At 37.5% G+C, this 21057-nt stretch carries 22 protein-coding genes; 8 read left to right on the top strand and 14 right to left on the bottom strand.

Features of this window, described 5'->3' with window-relative positions:
- The first annotated feature begins 67 nt into the window (after positions 1-67).
- From PSH54_RS02455 to PSH54_RS02440, 4 genes are all read left to right on the top strand, one after another.
- On the top strand, positions 68-457 hold the full coding sequence (locus PSH54_RS02455; RefSeq protein ID WP_004588889.1) for a Cd(II)/Pb(II)-responsive transcriptional regulator: 390 nt from the start codon (positions 68-70) through the stop codon (positions 455-457).
- 42 nt (positions 458-499) lie between these two features.
- Complete coding sequence (locus PSH54_RS02450; RefSeq protein ID WP_273605405.1) at positions 500-877, top strand: MerR family transcriptional regulator; 378 nt, start codon at positions 500-502, stop codon at positions 875-877.
- A gap of 102 nt (positions 878-979) precedes the next feature.
- On the top strand, positions 980-1390 hold the full coding sequence (locus tag PSH54_RS02445) for a MerC family mercury resistance protein (RefSeq protein ID WP_273605404.1): 411 nt from the start codon (positions 980-982) through the stop codon (positions 1388-1390).
- Positions 1351-1503, top strand: coding sequence for a hypothetical protein (locus PSH54_RS02440; RefSeq protein ID WP_273605460.1), 153 nt, complete (start codon positions 1351-1353; stop codon positions 1501-1503). The genes PSH54_RS02445 and PSH54_RS02440 overlap by 40 nt, the downstream gene beginning before the upstream one ends.
- A 71-nt stretch (positions 1504-1574) precedes the next feature.
- Here the strand turns inward: PSH54_RS02440 and PSH54_RS02435 are convergent, their stop codons facing one another.
- From PSH54_RS02435 to PSH54_RS02400, 8 genes are all read right to left on the bottom strand, one after another.
- Complete coding sequence (locus tag PSH54_RS02435; protein ID WP_273605403.1) at positions 1575-1934, bottom strand: DUF6488 family protein; 360 nt, start codon at positions 1932-1934, stop codon at positions 1575-1577.
- Between the two features lie 19 nt (positions 1935-1953).
- Positions 1954-2466, bottom strand: a complete 513-nt coding sequence (locus tag PSH54_RS02430) for a hypothetical protein (protein WP_029774405.1) — start codon at positions 2464-2466, stop codon at positions 1954-1956.
- Positions 2467-2486: 20 nt separating this feature from the next.
- Positions 2487-3128, bottom strand: coding sequence for a HupE/UreJ family protein (locus PSH54_RS02425; protein ID WP_443197761.1), 642 nt, complete (start codon positions 3126-3128; stop codon positions 2487-2489).
- A gap of 61 nt (positions 3129-3189) precedes the next feature.
- A complete protein-coding gene (locus PSH54_RS02420; protein ID WP_273605401.1) occupies positions 3190-6336 on the bottom strand; it encodes an efflux RND transporter permease subunit in 3147 nt (1048 codons plus the stop codon).
- Positions 6337-6348: 12 nt separating this feature from the next.
- Positions 6349-7584 carry an efflux RND transporter periplasmic adaptor subunit gene (locus PSH54_RS02415; RefSeq protein WP_150139024.1) on the bottom strand — a complete coding sequence of 412 codons (1236 nt, stop codon included), beginning with the start codon at positions 7582-7584 and terminating at the stop codon, positions 6349-6351.
- Between the two features lie 11 nt (positions 7585-7595).
- Complete coding sequence (locus PSH54_RS02410; RefSeq protein ID WP_273605400.1) at positions 7596-8864, bottom strand: TolC family protein; 1269 nt, start codon at positions 8862-8864, stop codon at positions 7596-7598.
- Between the two features lie 74 nt (positions 8865-8938).
- Positions 8939-9883 (bottom strand): M56 family metallopeptidase, encoded by a 945-nt coding sequence (locus PSH54_RS02405; RefSeq protein ID WP_273605399.1) that lies wholly within the window; start codon positions 9881-9883, stop codon positions 8939-8941.
- 9 nt (positions 9884-9892) lie between these two features.
- Positions 9893-10279: a BlaI/MecI/CopY family transcriptional regulator gene (locus tag PSH54_RS02400; protein WP_273605398.1), complete on the bottom strand. Its 387-nt coding sequence runs from the start codon at positions 10277-10279 to the stop codon at positions 9893-9895.
- Positions 10280-10901: 622 nt separating this feature from the next.
- Here PSH54_RS02400 and PSH54_RS02395 point away from each other — a divergent pair.
- The 4 genes from PSH54_RS02395 (at position 10902) to PSH54_RS02380 (ending at position 16920) form a co-directional block, all read left to right on the top strand.
- The gene (locus tag PSH54_RS02395; RefSeq protein ID WP_273605397.1) at positions 10902-12923 is read left to right on the top strand and encodes a hypothetical protein; all 2022 of its coding nucleotides are present in this window, start codon (positions 10902-10904) and stop codon (positions 12921-12923) included.
- 570 nt (positions 12924-13493) lie between these two features.
- Positions 13494-14264, top strand: coding sequence for an FRG domain-containing protein (locus tag PSH54_RS02390; RefSeq protein WP_273605396.1), 771 nt, complete (start codon positions 13494-13496; stop codon positions 14262-14264).
- A gap of 127 nt (positions 14265-14391) precedes the next feature.
- On the top strand, positions 14392-16041 hold the full coding sequence (locus PSH54_RS02385; protein ID WP_273605395.1) for an AAA family ATPase: 1650 nt from the start codon (positions 14392-14394) through the stop codon (positions 16039-16041).
- Positions 16042-16920, top strand: a complete 879-nt coding sequence (locus PSH54_RS02380; RefSeq protein ID WP_273605394.1) for an HNH endonuclease — start codon at positions 16042-16044, stop codon at positions 16918-16920.
- A 341-nt stretch (positions 16921-17261) separates the two neighbouring features.
- Here the strand turns inward: PSH54_RS02380 and PSH54_RS02375 are convergent, their stop codons facing one another.
- The 6 genes from PSH54_RS02375 to PSH54_RS02350 all read right to left on the bottom strand — a co-directional run bounded on the left by PSH54_RS02375 (position 17262) and on the right by PSH54_RS02350 (position 21042).
- Entirely contained in the window at positions 17262-17993 is a 732-nt protein-coding gene (locus PSH54_RS02375) for a glutaredoxin (RefSeq protein WP_273605393.1), read from the bottom strand.
- A 33-nt stretch (positions 17994-18026) separates the two neighbouring features.
- Positions 18027-18536 carry a DUF305 domain-containing protein gene (locus PSH54_RS02370; protein WP_024032683.1) on the bottom strand — a complete coding sequence of 170 codons (510 nt, stop codon included), beginning with the start codon at positions 18534-18536 and terminating at the stop codon, positions 18027-18029.
- A 138-nt stretch (positions 18537-18674) separates the two neighbouring features.
- A complete protein-coding gene (locus tag PSH54_RS02365; protein ID WP_004588799.1) occupies positions 18675-19193 on the bottom strand; it encodes a DUF411 domain-containing protein in 519 nt (172 codons plus the stop codon).
- A 10-nt stretch (positions 19194-19203) separates the two neighbouring features.
- Complete coding sequence (locus PSH54_RS02360; protein ID WP_008109928.1) at positions 19204-19692, bottom strand: YybH family protein; 489 nt, start codon at positions 19690-19692, stop codon at positions 19204-19206.
- A gap of 22 nt (positions 19693-19714) precedes the next feature.
- Positions 19715-20623 carry a copper resistance D family protein gene (locus tag PSH54_RS02355; RefSeq protein WP_273605392.1) on the bottom strand — a complete coding sequence of 303 codons (909 nt, stop codon included), beginning with the start codon at positions 20621-20623 and terminating at the stop codon, positions 19715-19717.
- Positions 20624-20634: 11 nt separating this feature from the next.
- A complete protein-coding gene (locus tag PSH54_RS02350; RefSeq protein WP_004588802.1) occupies positions 20635-21042 on the bottom strand; it encodes a copper resistance CopC family protein in 408 nt (135 codons plus the stop codon).
- Between the last annotated feature and the right edge of the window lie 15 nt (positions 21043-21057).

The raw sequence follows: 21057 nt of genomic DNA, 5'->3' as shown, positions 1-21057 counted from the left end.
GATTAACTTGTATGCTCTAACTATAAATCCTATAGTGACTATAGGGTCAAGTTTATTTGGAAATTTTATGAAAATTGGTGAGTTATCGAAAACATCGGGGTATTCAGTACAAACCATCCGATATTATGAAAAGGAGGGCTTGCTGTCAGATCCTGATCGCACTGAAGGGAATTTCAGGTTGTATTCTAATAAGGCATTTAAAGAGCTAGAGTTCGTAAAGCATTGTCGAAGTTTAGATATTCCGCTTAATGATATTAAGCGACTCATTGAATTAAAAAACAAGCCAGAGGAGAGTTGCTCTAGTGTAAATGCATTAATTGATCGGCAACTAACTTTAGTTAATCAACGAATGAAGGAATTGAATGCACTCAAAAAAGAGTTAAAACTAATGGCAAGCTCTTGCGGGTCTGACGGTACAATTGAAGTCTGTGGCATTATCAAGTCATTAGATAGTTGAACTAAATATAACTTTAGATTAGTAGTATTCACAAAGGCAATAATGAAAACCATTGGCAAATTAGCACAATCATTAAATTTAAATGTAGAAACCATTCGTTTATATGAACGAGAAGGACTGATTACACAACCTGAAAAACCAATATCTGGTTATAGACAATATGACGAATCAATAGCAGGACAACTTAGGTTTATCACAAAAGCCAAAGCGCTCGGCTTTACGTTAAGAGAAATAAAATCGCTAATGTCTATGGACAGCAACTGCGCTCAAGTTGAGCTATTAAACCGACAAAAGTTAGCAATCATTCGAGACAAAATTAATGACCTTCAACGTTTAGAGAAAGTAATTGTGGGTATGACAAATACCTGTATGCAAAACGAAGATCCAACACATTGCCCCATAATTGACTCATTAAAATGATTGACTCCGTACTTGTATACGGAGTTTAGAATGATGGTAATATCAACCAATAGACTTTCAAATGATAAATAAAATATTAGACAGAGTAGGCTCTAGTGGCGTTTGGCTAGCGGCACGGCCTGCCTCCCTGCATTAAGGTCACTTGCATCGGCATTAGGACTAGGCTTCTTCTCTCACTTCGAAGGAATAGCTGTAAATACGCTTTTACCTATTTTTGCATCTTTGGAACTATTGGTAAACTTATACAACTGGCACAAAAATAAAAACCATACCAGAGCTGTCTTCAGCATTCTAGGGCCTGTAGCAGTGCTATTAACGCTTTATCCTCTTTGGCTATATGATTGGAGCACATACCTATTTTACTTTGGTATTTGCTTAATGGTCGTTATGTCGGTTTTGGATATCGTAAAACCAGTAAGGGAGCAAACATGCAACGTATGGCTAATTGCCGTCGTTGAAACGATTAACGGTCAATGTCTGCTTTTCGCTCTAAGCTGCACTTCGAAAAAGTGAAAAAAGAAAAAGGCTCCCCTTTTGGTGTAAAAAAGTTTCTGAATGGCTTAGGGCGTAAAGCGGATATTAGCGATTTAACCACAGATAGCTTCTTAGAATCTAAAGCCACATAATACATACAAAGATAAGTCGGTAAATGCAGCTATTATTTTCTGCATTTACCATCTTCAACTGAGTTTAGAAATTAATGTGAATGACCATGTTCGTTCTTGAACATTTTTTCATCTTTAACATCCATAACTTTGCCAGCTTTACTTACGATAAATAGAAGCGTTTGATTATTCTGCGCATTTGTCGCTTTCAGCAGAACAGCATCACGAGTTTCCTCTACAACAGTAAAGTTGTCCTTAGTAACTTTGTTCCAAGAGCTATCTAGTTTGCCAACTGACATACCTTTATCTTTAAATGTTAAAGCTTTAGCAGAGGTTTGAGCTGCTTGTATAATTTTACTTTTTTCAACCTTTCCATGACCTTCGGAATGAGCCATTACAGAAGTAGTAAATACAATTATTGTAATAGCAGCTAGTTTAATTAGTACTTTCATTTTGTTTCCTTATTAAAGTTTATTTAAGACCTTCAATAACGTAATCGCCATTGAAGATAAGTTGAATGCTAATATCTTGATTAGTTGTATTTTTCCAATACCAACCATGAGAACCATCAAATGGTACTGTAAAGCTACCTTTCATCTCATTTACTGTGGCAATTGCATATGATTCAAAATAGCCTGTAGTGTCTCCTTTAGGCTCTCCATGCAAATCAACAAATAACTCTGCGCCATCAGTTGTCCATTCATAGGTTGCTTTTTGAAATTGCTTCATATCAAGTTTGTACTCGATACCTTCACCTGCGGGAACAGTAAGGATCACAGAGTCTTGTTCACCATCAGAGTACTGTTGCGCTGAGGGCGTTGAAGCCTCATCATTAAATACCGTTAAGCCAAGCTTTTCACCAATACCAGTAGGGTCAATGTTGTACTCCGCTGGCAAAATGAATAAAACAAGTGTAATTATCGCTACCAAGAATGAAAGAATTGTCGCTTTGATTAATGAACGACTGGTTTTATTTGATTCCATAAATATATATCTCATAATAATTAACTAACAAAATATCCGGTTAGTTGCATACCAACTAACATGAAGCCACCACACATTAATGCTGTATTTGTAGCTTTGGCAAAACGGTTGAAGCTTTCGAATTGACGCCAAAAATTAATAGCTAGAAGAATAAACGTCAAAGCTAAGAATTGACCAATTTCAACACCAATATTGAAAGATAATAAGTTTGTAGCAAGCCCTTGCGACGGCAACTCAAATTCTTGAATTTTGGTTGCTAGACCAAACCCGTGGAACAGGCCAAAAATAAGCACCGCTTTTTTAGGATTTGGTTGCTTTCCAAAGAAGTGTTTGAATCCACCTAAGTTATCAAAGCCTTTGTAAACAACTGATAAGCCGATGATTGCGTCGATTAGATAAGCATTAACTTGAATATTGGCAAGTACTCCACCCATTAACGTTAAGCTGTGCCCAATCGTGAACATACTGACATAAAGTAAAACGTCTCGACTGCTGCGTAAGAAAAACAATACACCGACTAAGAACAACAGGTGATCATAGCCCGTTACCATGTGCTTTGCGCCTATGTATATAAACGGCAGAACTTGCACACCCGTATTATTTTGTAAAAAGTTGCGTGTACTATCATCAACCCCATGTGCGAAGGCTTCAATTGAAGCCATCGACAGTAGAATCAATAACGGGTACAGCAAATAAGAAAGTTTGAATTTTCCAAACATTTATTTACCCTTTATTTTCTAGTAATTGATTGTCATTTTGCTCAGCCAGGCTTTCGTCTTTTGAATGCAATAGACGATATAACGCAGGTAGAACAAATAACGTTAAGATTGTTGAAGAAATCACTCCTCCTATTACGACAGTAGCTAACGGCCTTTGCACTTCTGAGCCAATACCCGTATTTAACGCCATAGGTATAAAACCTAGTGAAGCGACTAATGCAGTGGTTAAAACTGGCCTTAATCTGGTTAAAGCCCCCTTAATAATGGCAGTTTCTAAATCATAGTTTTTCTTAACGAGATCTCTAATAAAGGAAACCATGACTAGGCCGTTTAATATCGCTATACCCGATAAAGCAATGAAGCCTACTGCCGCTGAAATAGAGAATGGAATGTCACGAACTATTAAGGCGAATATTCCACCTGTTAATGCCAGTGGCACGCCTGTAAATATAATCAATGAATCTTTCAATGAACCTAATGCAAGTAATAGCAAACCAATAATTAAGACTAATGTTACGGGAACAACTATGCTTAATCTTTGCGAAGCTGATTGTAGTTTTTGATATGTGCCGCCATACTCAATCCAATAACCAGCAGGCAATTGAACATTAGCATCTATGGCTTGTTGCACATCTTTAACAAAGCTACCTAAATCTCGTCCGCGAACATTAGCTGTAACCACAACTCTGCGTTTACCATTCTCACGATTCACTTGATTTACGCCTAGAGCCATTTCGACATTCGCTAATTCCTGTAGTGGTAGATAGCCACCGCTTGGCAAGGTAATTGGTAGCTGTGAAAGAGCATCTACATCTTGTCTTTGCTCCTCTGGTAAACGAACCACTATGTCGAAGCGCTTATCACCGTCGTAAAACTTACCTGCAATCTCACCTCCCATAGCAACAGCAACTTGATTTTGAAAATCAGAAATACTCAAACCATACAATGCTAATTGTTCACGTTTAGGGTCGAAAGTTAATACAGGTAAACCTTTAGTTTGCTCAACTTGAATATCACGAATGCCTTCAACACCTTGAATCGACTTTTCAAGCGCTTTCCCAAGCTCCGTTAACGTATCAAAATCGTCTCCAAACACCTTAATAGCAAGCTCAGCACGTACTCCTGCTAATAATTCATTGAAGCGCATTTGAATCGGTTGTAAAAACTCGTAACGGTTTCCCGGAACTGGTGTTACTAAAGCTTCGAGCTCTTTAACAAAATCTGCTTTAGGTTTATCTGGATCAGGCCATTCACTACGAGGTTTCAGAATTATAAAATTATCGGCTACACTCGGTGGCATAGCGTCCGTTGCAACATCTGGCGTCCCCACTTTTGCAAAAACGCGTTCAACCTCAGGTAATGACTTTATTCTGTCTTCTAGCACCTTTTGCATTTCAATAGATTGGGTAAGCGACGTGCCAGGTATACGTAAAGCGTGCATAGCAATATCACCTTCATCTAAATTTGGTACAAACTCGCTACCTAACTTAGTACTCATAACACCGGCAACAGAAACTAAAGCAACAGCACCAATTACCACCACCCATCGAGCTTTTAGTACCAAGGATAAAATAGGCTTGTAAAATGAAACACTGGCTTTCATGATCACGTTTTCTTTTTCAACGACTTTACCTTTGAAGGTTAATGCGATTGCAGCAGGTATGAAGGTGACCGATAGGATCATTGCACTAACCAGCGCAATTACAACGGTAATCGCCATAGGGTGGAACATTTTCCCTTCTACACCCGTTAAAGCAAAAATGGGAAGGTACACAGCAGTGATAATAAAGACACCAAACAGTGCTGGACGGATCACTTCTCGTGTGGCTTCGTACACAAGCAGTAAGCGTTCTTTTACTGGCAATGCGTTACCATTAGAAGCTTGGCTTAAACGGCGAAGGCAGTTTTCAACAATGATAATGGCACCATCTACAAGTAAACCAAAATCAAGCGCCCCTAAACTCATTAAGTTAGCACTGGTACGAGTTTGGATCATGCCTGTTACAGTCATAAGCATGGCAAAAGGAATTACAAGCGCTGTTAAAAATGCTGCTTTAAAATTACCTAGCAGCAAAAACAGCACAACAATAACCAAGATAGCACCTTCAATAAGGTTCATTTTTACTGTATCGAGAGTTTTGTTAACCAATTTAGTTCGGTCATAAACGGCATTAACAACAATACCCTCAGGTAGAGATTTATTAATCTCTTTTAATCTTTCACCAACGCCTTTGGCAACCTTTTGGCTATTTTCGCCTATTAACATGAAAACAGTACTTAATACGACTTCGCGACCATCTTGTGTCGCCGCACCAGAGCGAAGCTCCTTGCCTTCGGTTACCTCAGCAACGTCTTTAACACGAATAACTCGGCCACTAGATGACGGTAAAGGAATATTTGCTAGTTGCTCAACAGTTTCAATTTGCCCCGGTAAACGAATCAACCATTGCGCACCACTTTTCTCTATAAACCCAGCCCCTTTGTTTTGGTTATGTTGATTAATAGCTTCAATTAAATTTTGCTGAGAAAGGCCGAACATTAATAACTTATCAGGGTTCAAGGCGATAAGTATTTCACGCTCATATCCACCGATAGGGTTTACCTCGACAACGCCTTCAACTTGCATAAGCTGCGGACGGATAACCCAGTCATGAACAGTTCTTAGATCTGTAGGAGTGATCTCACTACCATCTTTGTTAGTTGCCCCTTCACGCGCATCAACCGTAAACATAAAGATTTCCCCAAGCCCAGTAGAAATAGGGCCTAATTCAGGCTCTAAGCCAAAAGGGAGCTCAGATTTAGCGGCGCCTAAACGCTCGTTAACCAACTGCCTTGCAAAATAAATGTCAGTCTCATCTGTAAATATAGCAATTACTTGAGATAGGCCGTACCGTGAGACTGAACGAGTATATTCAAGGTTTGGCACACCTGATAGAGCTGTTTCAAGCGGGAATGTCACCCTTTGCTCTACTTCCAGAGGGGTATAGCCGGACGCTTCTGTATTAATAACTACCTGAACATTGGTAATGTCAGGTACAGCATCGATGGGCAGTTTTTGAAAGTTCCAAACGCCCAACATACCGACAGCAAAAACAAAAATGAGTATTAATTTGCTTCGCTCTATGGAAAATTTTAAAATCGAATCCAACATATCTTCAATTCCTTAGTGGTCGTGTGATGCGCCAGACTTTTCAATGTCAGCTTTAATGATGTAACTATTCGTTGTCACATATTCCGTTCCTAAAGGAATACCACTAAGTACTTCTACCCATTGGCCTGATTTGCGACCGAGCTCTAACATACGCACTTCGTATTGGTCTTCGAACTTTCCGTAAACTACCGTAAAGTCACGAAAGCCTTGCAAGCTTTCTGCTTTAACCGCTATATCAACGGTATAGCTATCTACTAAAACTTGTCCTGTAACAAACTGACCTTGGCTAAATTGGTTATCTGAATTATCGATAACAGCGCGATAGACTTTGGCTTGTTCAGAGGTCAATTGATAAAGTGTGTCTGATAGTGATGTCTTTACTGCATCTTTAAAGCCCGGAATATGAATATCTACTTCAGTACCTAATGTGATCTTGCCCTGATCCATAGGGTAAACATTTAACTCAGCAACTAGCTTTTTGGTATTAGTAATGGTTAATAAAGTTCGACCAGAAGATTGCTCACCGATACCGACGTTTTGTGATGTAACCACACCATCTATTGGCGCAATCACTTTATATAGTTGTAAGCTTTCATTTGCCTCTATAGTCATCAAAACCTGCCCCTCTTTAACCGGCTTACCTAACTCAGTATTAAGCGATTTAATTTCTCCCGGAAAACGTGCTGAGATATTGCGAATAGCATTTGGTGGCAGAGTAAGCTCGCCATAAACCTTTAAACGCTCTTCCATTTCTCGACTAGCAATAATTTCTGTTTCAATCCCCATTGACTCAGCCATGACATCAGCTATTTGTGTACGGCCTTCGTAATTGTCATAAGACCACTGATAAGTTTTACCTTTATACTTTGCCGTTACTGTCACGAGGAACGAGTGCGGCTCATAAATTTCCATGTCACCACGAAGATAATTGTTCTCAACATAGAAGTTAATATTGTCAGTGCCATCTCCTAAACGAGAAAGTTTAACGTTTAAATCAACATCGTTTGGGTTTATAGCGCTCCCAGCCTTAGTTACAAAAACACGAAACTCTGGTGGTACTCCCGTTTCAAAAATGGCAAGCTCGATAGCAAAGTCACCATTACGTAGCATACGACCATTATTAGGTCCTTTTTCTACTTTTTGTACAGCTTCAACATTATTTTGTGCACATGTGACAGGGCTATACATAGATAGCCCTAACCCTATTTGAGTCAACGCAATTACAGCGGCAATAGATTTAAGTTTCATCATTTTCTCTCTTACATTGACACAGATGTGCCTGTTAATCGTTCTAATTCGATATTAAATAACTGAATATTGGTATACGCATCAATCAAGTCCGATTGTGCTTTCACTAACTCTTGTTGTACGACGTGCCAATCGGTATAACGATAGCTGCCGAGGCGATATGCTTCTTCTGCCTTTTTGCTAGCTTCTTCAAGGTATGGAATAGATTTGTTTGTTAAAGCGTCTATAACATGACGATTGTGTTTAAGTTTATGAGTCAGCAATAATGCTTGTGTTGAAATACGCTGATAAAGCGCATCTGATTTAGCTTTACTTTGGTTTTGCTTAGCTTGAAGAGAAGATATTTGACCTCTATTTCTATTATTTCCTCCTAGTGGAATTGAGATCCCAGCAGTAAATGCAAAGTCATCTACCGCTTCATTTCTTCTAATACCAGTAGAAATCGACCATGATGGTTTTTGTTCGACAATCGCCAAGTCAATTTCGGATTGCATCACATCTTGTTCAATCAAAAAACGTTTTAGCTGTGGATTAGCCTTTAAACCTTCTAAAGCGGTATTTAAGTCCTTTAAGCTTGGAATATTCGCTAAATTACCATTGACTGCAAAACGAGTATTTCCTTCCCACTGTGCTGCAAGTTGAGACTTAGAAGCTTCTATTTCATGCGCTAAATCTTCCACTTCTAATTCAACTAGTGATAGCGCAGCTTTTGCTCTTAACTCATCAACAACAAAAGAGCTACCTGCTTTAACTTTACGTTTAATTTGCTCGAGAGCTTGTTGAGATTGTCTCTGTGCTAATTTTGCCAAATCCAATTTCATAATCTGTGAAAGCAACTTGATATAGATACGAGCCGTCTCTGATGCAACATCAATCGCTTTGACTTGTTGTTCAATAGACGCAGACGATACCTTGGTATTTGCCAACTTTACTCGCGAGTCAATGTGGTCTTTTTCTAACAGCCAAGAAATACTGAGTGTAGTTTGTAGGCCCTTAACTCCCGAGTAACTGCCTGTACCAAACGCATCTTCAGCTAAAGCGTTAACTATCATAGGAGTGCCAACACTTGCTTGTTCAACTAATGCTAATGCCGATTCTTTTTTATAAATGTAAGACCTTAGTTCTGGATGCTTTTTAAGCGACAAACCTATCGCTTCATTTAATGAAATTGTATTTTTTGCATGAGCAGATAACGTAACGCTAAACAAACCGATACAACTAAACACCCTAAAAAACCGACTTACAATCGGTTTTTTAGTTGGATTTTTTCTAAAAAACATAAGTTTACCCTTTTAGACTTACTACCCATAAAACCGACCTTAGATCGGTTTTAAACTTAAAAAAAATAAGCCACTTAGTGACCAAAGAAGGTTTCCATAAAGTGATGAATACCATCGATTGAAGCTGAAGAAACAATCACTAAAACCATAACTAACGAAAATGTTATACCTTTGTGAATTGGTTCAAGCTTCAATTTATCAAGCAGAAAATATATACGCTGCTCTAGTACATCCGCACCAAAATTTACCACTAAGCTTTTATTTTTTAATAGATCGCTTTGCGCATTAAGCTTAGCAACTTTTACTAGTGTACTGGCCACAAATAGTTTTGAAGTACCGCTTTTTATTACTGCGTTGTCGGCTTCTTGCTCCATTGCTAAAATCATATGTAGCTTCAGCCTTTGTGCTATCGGTTTTATAAAAAATAAACATAACAGGGTAAAAAGCCACTTCTTCGCAGGATCATTTATCGCAATATGTGCCCTTTCATGTTTAATAACTACGTCGTACTCTTCACAAGTGGTTTGCTCAATAAGGGCAGTAGTGACAAAGCACTTTTTCGTAAAGAAACCACTCGTAAATGCAGATGCATTATCTGATTCTATTTGATATATATCCGTTTCTATATTCTTTGAAAAGCACATCAATGATTCGATTTCTCTTTTGTGGTTCCATAAAAGGCGCCCTTGACTTATTAAGACATACATTACGAAAGACAGCGCAACGCCAACGGTAAAGCCATGCCAGCTAAACCATTCAAAATGAGTCATATGGTGCCAATGTAAAAAAGCAAAATCATATAGGCTATCCCCGGTGTGGTAGGCCTGAAGTATTAAAATTGCTGGTACAAAGCTGAGGGCCCAAGGCAATGATACAACTGTCCAAAGCAAGAACTTACGGGACTTAACTTCAATTTTTATAATTTGCTGACCAAGGAGCGAAAAAATCGCTGACAAAGAGACATTTGCCACAATAAAAGTAATTGAAAAGATAGCTAATAAATTAAAAAAAACAGACATATTTTTAAGCTACTCTTTTTCACTGTTGAGTTTTTGCTTTTGCGCTTCGATAAGTGATTCTAACTTATCCAACTGCTCAACATTGAAGTCTTTAGAAATTGAAGTAAAAGCTGCTATGAGGCTATTATCGTCTTCAGTTATAAAATCGCTTGTTACCGATTTAATAAGCTGGCCTATTAACTCATGCCTTTCAACTCTAGGCTGATAATGAAATGCATAGCCAATTTTCTCTCTAGACAAAAGCTCTTTCTTAAACAAACGATCTAACGTGCTTTGGTAAGTATTCAGACTTCCACCACGTAGCTTTTCAAAATGGGTATAGACTTGCTTCACATCTGAGGACTTATGCTGCCACAAATATTGAAGTACTAATTTTTCTAATTCACCTAACTTCATATGAGCCTCAATTTAAAACCGATTAATGATAGGTATTAAATCAAAATTAAAACCGATGTTCAATAGGTTTTATTTAAATAATTCTGAAAAATAATACTTTAGTGAATAATTTGTAATTAACAAACCATTGAAAAATTTGATTTATAAGCTTAAAGACCGAGCCGGAAAAGGCTTCTAAAGTGATACGAATTTACCTTTTAGCTCCAATAAGACCCCGAAAAGTGGCTCGTATAGCTATCTAGGTTAACACTTTCAAAAAGCAGAAGTATATTTCCGATAACTATCTTTGAAGCCCTAGAAACGGATGTTTTAAGATTATAAGCCGGTATCTAATGAAAGCTCGGAAGTCCCACTCGTTTCTGCCCCATTACGAGTTACAACCTTTCAATTGCGTATTTGAACATCCGTCCACTGATTTATTCCTTAGTGCCATTAACGTAAAAGTTGAGCAGTTAATACAGTATGGGATAGCAGATAAAATTTAGTATTGAGAAACTAACTAGCAAAATGGTAATTAAGTCCGGTAAACTTGAGAATATCACTTAATCTTTAAGCAATTATGCAATAACATGCTTTCCTAATCTAAGATTAAAAACACGATATTAAATTCAAAGGACTGGCGATGAACTTACACACAAATCTAAGAGGCCGACTTAGAAATACTTCTTTGCCAAGAAGTCATGGCTTGATGCCAGTATTTGAGGCGGTTGTTAACTCTATTCACTCTATTGAAGAAAAAGGCAACACAGACCAAGGTAAAATCACTCTAACCATTATCCGTGAATCACAAAGTGAGATGGATATTGGTGTTGGGTCTTGTGCGCCTATTCTTGGATTTAAAGTCGCAGACAATGGCTGTGGTTTCAACAACATAAACTTTAACTCCTTCCAGACCCTAGACTCTGACCACAAGATAGATAAAGGGTGCCGTGGTGTTGGCCGCTTATTGTGGCTTAAGGTATTTGACCAAGTAAGTGTATCTAGTGTCTTTTCTGATGAAGAAAGTTTTAGCCACCGTGAGTTCGCTTTTAACAGTAGCAACGGTGTTCATGGCAATAAGGTTTCGCCGTCAAAGCAGAATCAAACTGGCTCTGTAGTATCACTTAATGATTTTGATAAGGCGTATAGAAAAGCTATCCCATCAGGTACTGAAACAATTGCCAATGCGCTGCTAGAACACTGTCTGTGGTACTTTGTTCGTGAAGGTGGTGTACCTCAGATCTTTGTTGAAGATGGTTTAGAAACCGTCAGCCTACATCAGTTGTTTAATGATCACATGCACTCACAGGCAGCACATGAACAGATTGAAATTCTTGGTGAGATGTTTGAGCTTACACACATCAAGTTCAGGGCTTCGGTTAATAAGAAGCACCAACTGTCTTTATGTGCTGCTAACCGCTTAGTGAAAGAAGAGGCAATTCAAGGTAAACTTCCTGGTCTTTATCAGAAGATTTCTGATAACTCTGGAGAGTTTGTTTATACCTGTTACGTATCGTCTAAGTACTTGGATGACAACGTTCGAGCAGAACGAACGTCATTTGAAATAGCGGAAAGCTTTGATGGTCTCTTTGCTAACCAAGAGCTTTCACTAAAAGTAATTCGTGAAGATGTTCTAAAGAGAGCACAAGCCTACCTTGAAGATGTCCTAGAAGAGAATATCTCAGCGGGTAAGCGTAGGATTGATGAGTATATCGTGACCCAAGCTCCTCGTTATCGTCCAATTACTAGCTACATCGAAGAAAAAGACTTGATTATTGACCCGGATAAGTCTGATAAAGATGTTGAGTTGCATCTTCATGAGCAATGGTATGCAGTAGAGCGTCAGTTGCTATGCGAAGGTCAGCATATCATGACTCCAAAACGCAATGAGCAAGCGGAAGAGTATGAAGAACGAATACAGGGCTATTTACAAAAAGTAGAAGACTTGAAAAAATCTGACCTAGCCAATTACGTAGCGCATCGTAAAGTTATTATCGATTTGTTAGAAAAGTCTATCGAGCGTACTTCTAACGGTAAGTATGCCAAGGAAGAAATCATCCATGAGCTAATCATGCCGATGAGAAAAGAGTCGAGTGAAGTATTCTTAGACTCTTGCAACCTATGGCTAGTTGATGAGCGTCTGGCATTCCACAACTATCTAGCATCCGATAAACCACTCTCTACTATGCCTATTGTAGATACTGGTAGCGCTAAAGAACCTGATTTACTGGCCATGAACATCTATGATAACCCAATGCTGGTGTCGGATAATAAGTCGATGCCGCTTGCTTCTATTACCGTGGTCGAAATAAAACGACCTATGCGTAACGATGCTAAGGCAGGAGAAGATAAAGATCCTATTGAGCAAGCACTTGGCTACCTAGAGCGAGTGAGAGATGGAGGAACGAAAACACCTCAAGGTCGTCCTATTCCACATGCTAGTGATATTCCGGGTTATTGCTACGTGATTGCTGACCTCACTCCATCTTTGCTCAAGAGATGTAAGATGCTAGACCTGCAAGTGACTCATGACCATCTAGGTTACTTCGGTTACAACAAAGGCTTTAAAGCCTATATCGAAGTTATTTCATTTGATCGCTTAGTTAACTTGGCGAAAGAACGAAATAAGGCATTCTTCGACAAGCTTGGCTTACCAATGAGTTAACAAATTCCTGAGCAGAAAAAGGACGGTTTATCCGAATTACTTTTATTCGAATACACTAGTTTCCAGGTGAGTCCGATTGCAAATAATTTCGACTGACAACAAGTGAAATAACCCTGAACTATCTCACTGGTGACCATTTTCGTTTCACCTTGTTCGGGCTGAAATATTTCCGGCCCAAAATGAGTTAACGCAAATATTCTAAGGTTGGCTTTGAACGAACTGCGGACTGTGGTAAAAGCAATACTAACGAGCTAGCAGCAAGACAGATGTTTATAATTACTAATTGCTATGGTTGGCTGCTTTTTACGTGTAAAAAATATAATTGCTAATCTAGCTAAATTTAGATGTAATGAATACATAATGTGCACTGAGCAATGCAGGGCAAGCTTACATAATAATAGCTAAGCTGATTAAATTAGCTAGAGCCTCTAAAAATCAAATTCCCTTTGATAAATAATACCAACTCTGACACACCGAGTAGGTAGTGGTTCAGCCCTATAAGCTATTTTACAACACAAACAGCGCGCTTCATAAATACTAAATGTTATGCCTACAGGAGAGTCAGGCTTCATGTCTAACAATTGGGATCATTTTAAGAGCTGGGTTGGAACTAATATAAATACTGGTAAAAAGTATTACTTTAGAGGTCAAAGTGACAGCTCATGGAAGCTGAAAACGAGCTTTCATAGAAGTATCGAAGAAAAAAATATAACTATGCATCAATATCTTACTAGCATAATGCAGGATGTTAGTTATCAAATTTCAAGTTTTGATAAACCCGTCAATCTTTCCGATAGTCAGGAGTTTGGACACTTATTAGCAAGGCTTCAGCATCATGGTTTTCCAACCCCCCTATTAGATTGGACTTTATCTCCGTATATAGCAGCATATTTTGCTTTCAAAGGGGCTTCGCTAACACCTAAACCAAATGAAATGGTCTCTGTATTTATATTCGATATAGCTCTTTGGGGAAGTAATTTTCAAGCTCAGAGTAATTTATTGGGAAGCCATGACTTTGTTAGTGATTTTGTTCCATTTGCCACTGAAAACCCTAGAATGTCAAGACAGATGGGGGTAACCACATTGACAAATGTATGTGATTTGCAAACTTTTATACTTTCTAAAGTTAGTACTGTCGGTTGCGATTTACTTTGGAAATTTGATATGCCCGCAACCGAGCGCAGTCATGTTATGAAAGAATTAAACCTAATGGGTATAAACGACATGACTATGTTTCCTGACTTTGATGGTTTATGCAGACATCTGAAAGAGGTTCACTTTGATAACCAGCAAAAAGTAATGCCTGTTCCACCGCCATTAGTACCACCGCCGCCAAAGTAGGCATAATAAGATAATTATTGGTGGGACGTTTTCAGCTTGGCTGGCGCTAAATTATAGTCACATATTTATACATCCCATTTTACGGCGTTAGCTGTCCTATCTTGCACTTTAAACTTATAGGTAACCAATGAAATACTATTATTCAGAGTCATTATCGATAGAAAACCTTGATGGCTTTCATTTATTGCAAGATCATCGAGGAACAAATTATAAAAGTCCTTGGGATGATTTTGGATATATCATTACGTTTAAATTGTACTATGTAGCTGAAAAGAAGAAGAGAAAGCTAGGATCTTTAAAAATATTAATTAAAGATATAGAAGAGTCATCATTGTACTTTAAAGAGCATGGCGAACCTCTAGAAGCTAAATTTTTTGAAATTACAGATATTTTAAATATTGAAAATATAGTATCAATTGGTGAAGATATTGATTTCTATAAGAAAATTAATTCTTTATTTAGTGAAGGTGAAGCTCAAGATATATTAATTAAAATCTGTGATGCTGGATATTTTCAAGATCAATATGTAGAGTTTTCTAGCTGGAAAGGATTTTCTGGAAGCTTTATGCGTGGGAGTGCAGCGAGTGCAATTTTGAAAAAAGGTTTTCAAATTGCACTTGGTCGTTATATCCCAGAAAAAACATTTGACATACCACTCTGTGAACTTGGCGATACCTTTGATGATTTATGCCTAAAGTTTGATACAAGCCGAGAAATCGGTAAGTCTAATATTAATTTGCTGATAGGGAAAAATGGGGTCGGTAAGTCACATGTGTTAAAGAAGCTGAGTGAAATTATCACAGGTGTTATTGATACTAAAGCTAACCATCCATATTTCCACAAGTTGATTATGATTGCTTTTTCACCATTTGAAAGTTTTTATACAAAAAGCGAGATCTTTAAAAAACTATCTACTCGCTACTCGGTAAACGAAGAAACTAGTAATAGAAAAAGTGAGTCCAGAAAAAGGTTGCACGTTAACGAGTACTCATACATTGGCTTTAAAAATGATAATGGCGAACATGATTTAAATCATCCAATAAAGCAAAGTATAGATTCTTTAATCAAAGTTATCGATTATGATGATGAAAACTCGTGGTGGGAAGAACAGTCTAGATTTAAAATACTCAAAGATACGCTTTCATTATGCATTGATTTTGATTCAGTATTTATTACAAGTGATGATAATCAAGAGCTTGAAGTTACTTTGAATTTAGACACTAACTCCCTAAAAAATAAACTTAATTATGATAAAAGTATTATTTTCAAAAAAGATGGAAGTGTTTTGCAATTAAGCTCAGGTCAAAAAATTTATTCCTACATGATTCCTGCAATTATTGCAGAGCTGGAAGAAGAGAGCTTATTAGTTCTAGATGAGCCTGAGTTATATTTACACCCAGAACTTGAAGTTGGCTTAATGAATATGCTGCAACACATTTTGAAAGAGACAAAATCTTACTCAATTATTGCCACACATTCAGCAATACTGGCTAGAGAAGTTGAGAGTAAGGCTATAACCATTTTAAGAAAACATAAGGGGAAGACGGAAACAAACATTTCAAGTGTTGAAACGTATGGTGAATCTTTAGATATCATTATTTCGGAAGTTTTTGATGATAACTACATGACTAAGCCTTTTCAAAGAGAAATAGATAGATTTCTAAAGAAAGAAGACAGTTCAATAAGCACTATCAAGGATCATATTGGAGATGATGCCTTAGCATATGCATTATCAAAACTGGACAATGTTGATGATATAGAAATAGAGGATATGTAGTTGCAATATCTTGAGGATTTTTTAAATGAACTACCTTGTCGTTGGCTTAACCTTGCAACAGCAAGCAGAAAGGAAAATGTAAGGGAACTGACAGCTATTTCAGAACAATTAACTGAAAGTTACCCTTTATATGAAGGCTTCATTCGTAACTACAGAGTTGGACTTGAGGCTACAAGTTTTGATAATCATAGAGAGCTACTTGTAAATTACTACGAGAAAGCACCTGCATCTTTAAATCGTGAGCTGTTAATTCGAAGAAATGAGCATGGCTTACACTCCTGCCCCTTTTGTGGTGACAAAAAGAAACCAGATACATTAGATCACTTTATTCCTAAGGATCAGTGGCCAGAGTATTCAATATTTTCTAATAACTTGGTTCCACAATGTCGAAGCTGTGCTCCAATTAAAGGTGAAAACTATTACTGTGTAGAAAGCTGTACAGCAAAGTTTATTCATCCAATCTATTCAGACCTTCTCCAAAGGTTTAGATTTAAGGTAACATTAGCTTTTAACAGAGAAACAAATATACCCTCATTTTCTGTTGTATTAAGAAAACTCCAAATGACAGAGGGTGATGAAGATCAAAGAGTAGTTTTTCATATTAAAAATTTAAAGGTCAAACAAAGATTAATAAAATTTTGCCAAGATGATTATCGTAGGTGGCAAACAAGGCTATCAAAAAGGAGGTTTGATCTAAGAGTTGCATTACAACAAAGATTAAATGAGACACCTGAAAATGATAGAGGCATAGATTGGAAAAGCGCATTTATTGAAGGATTATTAAATAATGAAGATGCGATAAACTATCTTCACTCTTTGAGACCTAATACTATGCATGAACCTTTATTCCCAATAGTGGAAGAGTTAGAACTCGAATGAGTTGTAGTAACGACGGCCAATAAAAAATTATGGTGCTGTAGAGGATAATTGAATTTGTCCACTAGATTAGAGGTCTTGCTATATAGAGTAATCTGTCAAATGCTAATTAAGCAAAGCCACTAACTCATTTTTGTCCAAAAACGAGTTTGTATGGACGTCTGCTTCTCGCTCATAGCAGTCTGCCTGATGAAGTCTAAACTTATTCACTTAAACTGTAAGATCTGATATGAGCTAGTACAGCTGATATGCTATTTACGACAAAGTCGCTCGGTAATTAGAGCGACATAATCCCTTGGTAATCACACTAGTACATCATCATGTTTTTAAATTAAAGCTGTTGTTTACTTAACAAACATCCAAATACCGGCAGCGATCATAAACAGGTTTTCTGTTAGGGAGATAAACCCTAGTGGTACGTTACTGTCACCGCCTACACACGCACATTTTAACTCTCGTTTATCTATATAGACTGCTTTTATCACTGAAACAGCACCAACCCCACCTATGAACAATGAAATAGGGGCAATAATATAGGCTGGTAATCCGGCTATCATTCCAATGCCAACAAATGCTTCTAAAAATGGGTAAACATAGGCGTACCTGACTACTTTCATAGCGACTAAGTCATAGGTTATAAATGAATTAGTAAAGCTAAATAAGTCTTGAAGCTTTTGTATTGCTAACACTGCCATTGTTAGGGCTACAAACAGTTCAGCGGTTTGCATTGATAATAAGCTATTATTCGCTGCAAAACTAAATGCCACACTAAGCAAAAAACTAACCGAAAAAATCGCAATCACGGGCGTGTAAGTTGTACCTTCTTGCCCAGCTTTTGGCTTATCAAAGTAATCGCGTAAGTCGTCATAGCCACCTATACGTTTATTATCAATAAATGTTTGAGGTGTAGTTTCTACACTGTGTTGTTTTTTAAATTCATCTGTTTGCTCTCGAGAAGTTAATAGCTGATCATCAACTGTATATCCCTCTCGCTCTAGTAGGTCTTTTGATTTTAAACCAAACGGACAAATATGCTCATCTGTGGCCATTCTAAAAAGTTGGGCTGATTTACTCATGTTTAGCTCCCTTTTATGTATTGGTATAAAATTTTACTTAGCATTAAAATCCGGTACGGTCCTAGATTGTGCTTGCTCCTGAGTTTCTGCTAGGCCATTTTTCTCTATATCCTTTAGTAACCACTGCATTTCTTTAATCTCACGACGCTGTGCCTCAATAATATTTGTTGCAAGCTCTTGGACTCGCTTATCTTTGATTTTTGCCCTTTCACTGGTGAGTATTGCAATTGAATGATGTGGGATCATCGCCGACATCCATGAGCTATCATCAACAGTCGCTTGTGATCGAACTAAAAATAAACTTCCCGCAAATACGGTAACACTAGCAATGAGTACTGTTATATTTTTCTTTTTATCTTTATACATATTGAGCATGAAAAGTAGCATTATCACTGCCATCATGGCTCCCATATAAAGCGCCATATAAGTGCGAGTTTCACTAAAAAAAACATGACTTAGCTGATAAGTATTCAAATACATCAGTACAAACATGACTAATGTTGATGTGGCTATCATTAAGAAAAACTTTAAATACTGCGACATTAGATGGCTCCTTTCTATCATTTACTTTGTATATCATTTATACCAATGGGTAATTCTTACAGGTTATTAGGCGTAAACCCACTATATTTAATCATTGAATCAATGTTTAATATTACATCAAGAGTTGTGCCATAAGTGTTAAAACTGCTCAGCGTATTTGCTAATATGCTTATAAGTATTTTGCTGTAAATCGTGCGTAAGCATTTCAATATTATATTTATAAAAGCGATCGCCCATTTCCATACCTGGCGTACCAGCAGGCATAGCGGGAACAGAGAGCCCTATCGTCTTTTCAGGATGTTGTTCAGCTAAAAACTGTTTTATATGTTTGGCGGGAACATGACCTTCAAATACAAATCCATCGGCTGAAACGGCTGTATGGCATGACCGCATATTTGGTTTTATTTGATACTGAGATTTAATCGTCCCCATGTCATTGACGTTAATTGCTTTTGTTTGAATATTGTTTTCGCTCAAATGAGCAATCCACTTATTACAACATCCACAATTTTTACTTTTATAAACGGTAAGCTCAATTTTAGGTTTTTCTGAATTCTCATAAGTTATTAATGCTTTATGTTGTTTTTCGATACTTATCGCCGAAAATGACATAGTTAATGATAAAAATAACGCTGAGGTAATGTAGATTACTCGCATTGTTAACTCCTTAATTTGACCAATGAATATGAGTGATTTTCCAACCTGTATCGGTGTTTTTTAATGTGATTGATTCCATTCCCATAGACTTAATATCTTTTCCTTTGTACTTTCCTTGAGTTTTACTTCTTGAAATTGAGTAAGCTATGTCTCCATTTGTGTAAACTTGATGCTCTAGTAGTTCACTATTAACAGCACTTAAGAATTTCATATCCGCTATCATATGATGTTTCGCGTATTCATCTGCAGAACGCTCAACACTTCCGCCTTCAAAAATGATGACATCGTCGGCCAGTAATTTACGTGCAGCTTCGCGATTACCTTGTTTTAGAGATGCATGAAATAGGCTGACTGTTTTTGCAGCCTCGCTATCAACATTGACAAAGGCCTTGCCTTTTTTTGAATATTTTTCATCGTCATGTGCACTAACAGTAAAAGAACTAACAGTGCTAAAAATTAGTAGCAATAAAATTTTTAAATTAAAGGATTTAATTAACATACGTTTCCCTTTTTATTAATCGTTAAATAGGCGGACCAACAAGTGTGGTAAATACACTTGTTGTAATAAGTACAAACAGGGCAATTACTATTTCAACAGTAATCGAGCGTTTTAATATACTTATATGGTGTTGTTGAGTGATTTGCGGGACTAAAAAAAGCTTATGCCATGCACCTATGAGCAGCATCGCGCTGACGAGTAACAGCTTTAATAAAATTAGTTGCCCATAATCTGATGTAAACAATGCAGAAAATGACTCTAGGTACTGCAGGAGCAGAGTTAAGCCCGAAATAAGTAGTACAAATACAATAACAATAGCGAGTTGACCAAAGTAATGCATTAACCGCTTTACTTCACTGGTAGGTAGTAAAGTGCAGCTTTTGTAAAGCGGCCACAATGACCCTAACCAGCTCGCAATGGCAATAAGGTGAAAGGTTAAAATACTTTTCACTAACCCATTTTCGTTTGCACTGTGCCCAGTAAAAGTGAAGCTATAAGCGATAAACCCAAGCATGATGAGTATAACGGCACCGTTTTTATAACCTGCTACGTTATCATCTGATTCCACATTCCACATACATGCGCTAATTAGAGCAATAATAAGCGCTGGTATTCTAAACCTTGCTTGGTCACCTATGACTGATTGCCAAACAATTTCAAGCATAAAGGGGTCAAACATTCCCATAAAGCCTGATTCAGCCATTGCTCCAGCTTCTATAGGTACTTGTAAAAGTGCAGCAATACTACCTGTAACTACACACGTAATTTGCCAACGTTTTAAGAACTGATGAAAGCTAATTAAGTGATGCCCTGCAACATTGCTGTTGCCACACATAAAGCGCATTAATAAAGTGCCCGCAAGCCCTACAATTGCTATATAGCTTGCTAGTTTTAATAATAGTAAGAGCACTGACCATTCACTTAATTGCATGATGTTGCTACTTAATGATTATGTTTGCTGTGGGTATTAGATTGTTCTTGCATCATCTTATGCGATTCATTTTTATGTACCATAAATCTAAACGTGCCAGTCATTTTATGTCCATCACCACCCAGTGCTGTCCATTTAACCGTGTAAGTGCCTTGGGCTAGGCTCGGTAATGACCAATTAAAGTCTGTGCTTGGGGTGGCGCTGGGTTTGAAATCAAAGTTTATTGTTTTATTTTTTTCATCTTTGATGATGACTTTTGCTAGCCTTACTTCACCACTAAAAATTAACGAAAGTTCCTCTGGTCCTTGCATTAACATGGCTTCTTGTGCAGGTATTGATTGCTTGAGTGATATATGCGCTGATGCGGAAAATGTAAGCACTAAACCTAAAATGGCTACTGCAGAGTTAAAAAACTTCATAATTACCTCTTATTC

Source organism: Pseudoalteromonas sp. Angola-30 (genome assembly GCF_028599215.1).
GTDB lineage: Bacteria > Pseudomonadota > Gammaproteobacteria > Enterobacterales > Alteromonadaceae > Pseudoalteromonas > Pseudoalteromonas atlantica.
The sequence above is the reverse complement of the archived record's forward strand: the minus strand, read 5'-3'. Positions and strand labels throughout refer to the sequence as shown.

What these genes read in the sequence shown, in the direction of transcription:
- PSH54_RS02410 (WP_273605400.1), bottom strand. Translation starts at nt 8,864, where the DNA reads ATGTTTTTTAGAAAAAATCCAACTAAAAAACCGATTGTAAGTCGGTTT.
- PSH54_RS02415 (WP_150139024.1), bottom strand. Translation starts at nt 7,584, where the DNA reads ATGAAACTTAAATCTATTGCCGCTGTAATTGCGTTGACTCAAATAGGG.
- PSH54_RS02420 (WP_273605401.1), bottom strand. Translation starts at nt 6,336, where the DNA reads ATGTTGGATTCGATTTTAAAATTTTCCATAGAGCGAAGCAAATTAATA.
- PSH54_RS02455 (WP_004588889.1), top strand. Translation starts at nt 68, where the DNA reads ATGAAAATTGGTGAGTTATCGAAAACATCGGGGTATTCAGTACAAACC.
- PSH54_RS02405 (WP_273605399.1), bottom strand. Translation starts at nt 9,883, where the DNA reads ATGTCTGTTTTTTTTAATTTATTAGCTATCTTTTCAATTACTTTTATT.
- PSH54_RS02370 (WP_024032683.1), bottom strand. Translation starts at nt 18,536, where the DNA reads ATGTCGCAGTATTTAAAGTTTTTCTTAATGATAGCCACATCAACATTA.
- PSH54_RS02400 (WP_273605398.1), bottom strand. Translation starts at nt 10,279, where the DNA reads ATGAAGTTAGGTGAATTAGAAAAATTAGTACTTCAATATTTGTGGCAG.
- PSH54_RS02365 (WP_004588799.1), bottom strand. Translation starts at nt 19,193, where the DNA reads ATGCGAGTAATCTACATTACCTCAGCGTTATTTTTATCATTAACTATG.
- PSH54_RS02440 (WP_273605460.1), top strand. Translation starts at nt 1,351, where the DNA reads ATGTCTGCTTTTCGCTCTAAGCTGCACTTCGAAAAAGTGAAAAAAGAA.
- PSH54_RS02375 (WP_273605393.1), bottom strand. Translation starts at nt 17,993, where the DNA reads ATGAGTAAATCAGCCCAACTTTTTAGAATGGCCACAGATGAGCATATT.
- PSH54_RS02430 (WP_029774405.1), bottom strand. Translation starts at nt 2,466, where the DNA reads ATGGAATCAAATAAAACCAGTCGTTCATTAATCAAAGCGACAATTCTT.
- PSH54_RS02425 (WP_443197761.1), bottom strand. Translation starts at nt 3,128, where the DNA reads ATGGCTTCAATTGAAGCCTTCGCACATGGGGTTGATGATAGTACACGC.
- PSH54_RS02450 (WP_273605405.1), top strand. Translation starts at nt 500, where the DNA reads ATGAAAACCATTGGCAAATTAGCACAATCATTAAATTTAAATGTAGAA.
- PSH54_RS02350 (WP_004588802.1), bottom strand. Translation starts at nt 21,042, where the DNA reads ATGAAGTTTTTTAACTCTGCAGTAGCCATTTTAGGTTTAGTGCTTACA.
- PSH54_RS02360 (WP_008109928.1), bottom strand. Translation starts at nt 19,692, where the DNA reads ATGTTAATTAAATCCTTTAATTTAAAAATTTTATTGCTACTAATTTTT.
- PSH54_RS02390 (WP_273605396.1), top strand. Translation starts at nt 13,494, where the DNA reads ATGTCTAACAATTGGGATCATTTTAAGAGCTGGGTTGGAACTAATATA.
- PSH54_RS02385 (WP_273605395.1), top strand. Translation starts at nt 14,392, where the DNA reads ATGAAATACTATTATTCAGAGTCATTATCGATAGAAAACCTTGATGGC.
- PSH54_RS02395 (WP_273605397.1), top strand. Translation starts at nt 10,902, where the DNA reads ATGAACTTACACACAAATCTAAGAGGCCGACTTAGAAATACTTCTTTG.
- PSH54_RS02435 (WP_273605403.1), bottom strand. Translation starts at nt 1,934, where the DNA reads ATGAAAGTACTAATTAAACTAGCTGCTATTACAATAATTGTATTTACT.
- PSH54_RS02355 (WP_273605392.1), bottom strand. Translation starts at nt 20,623, where the DNA reads ATGCAATTAAGTGAATGGTCAGTGCTCTTACTATTATTAAAACTAGCA.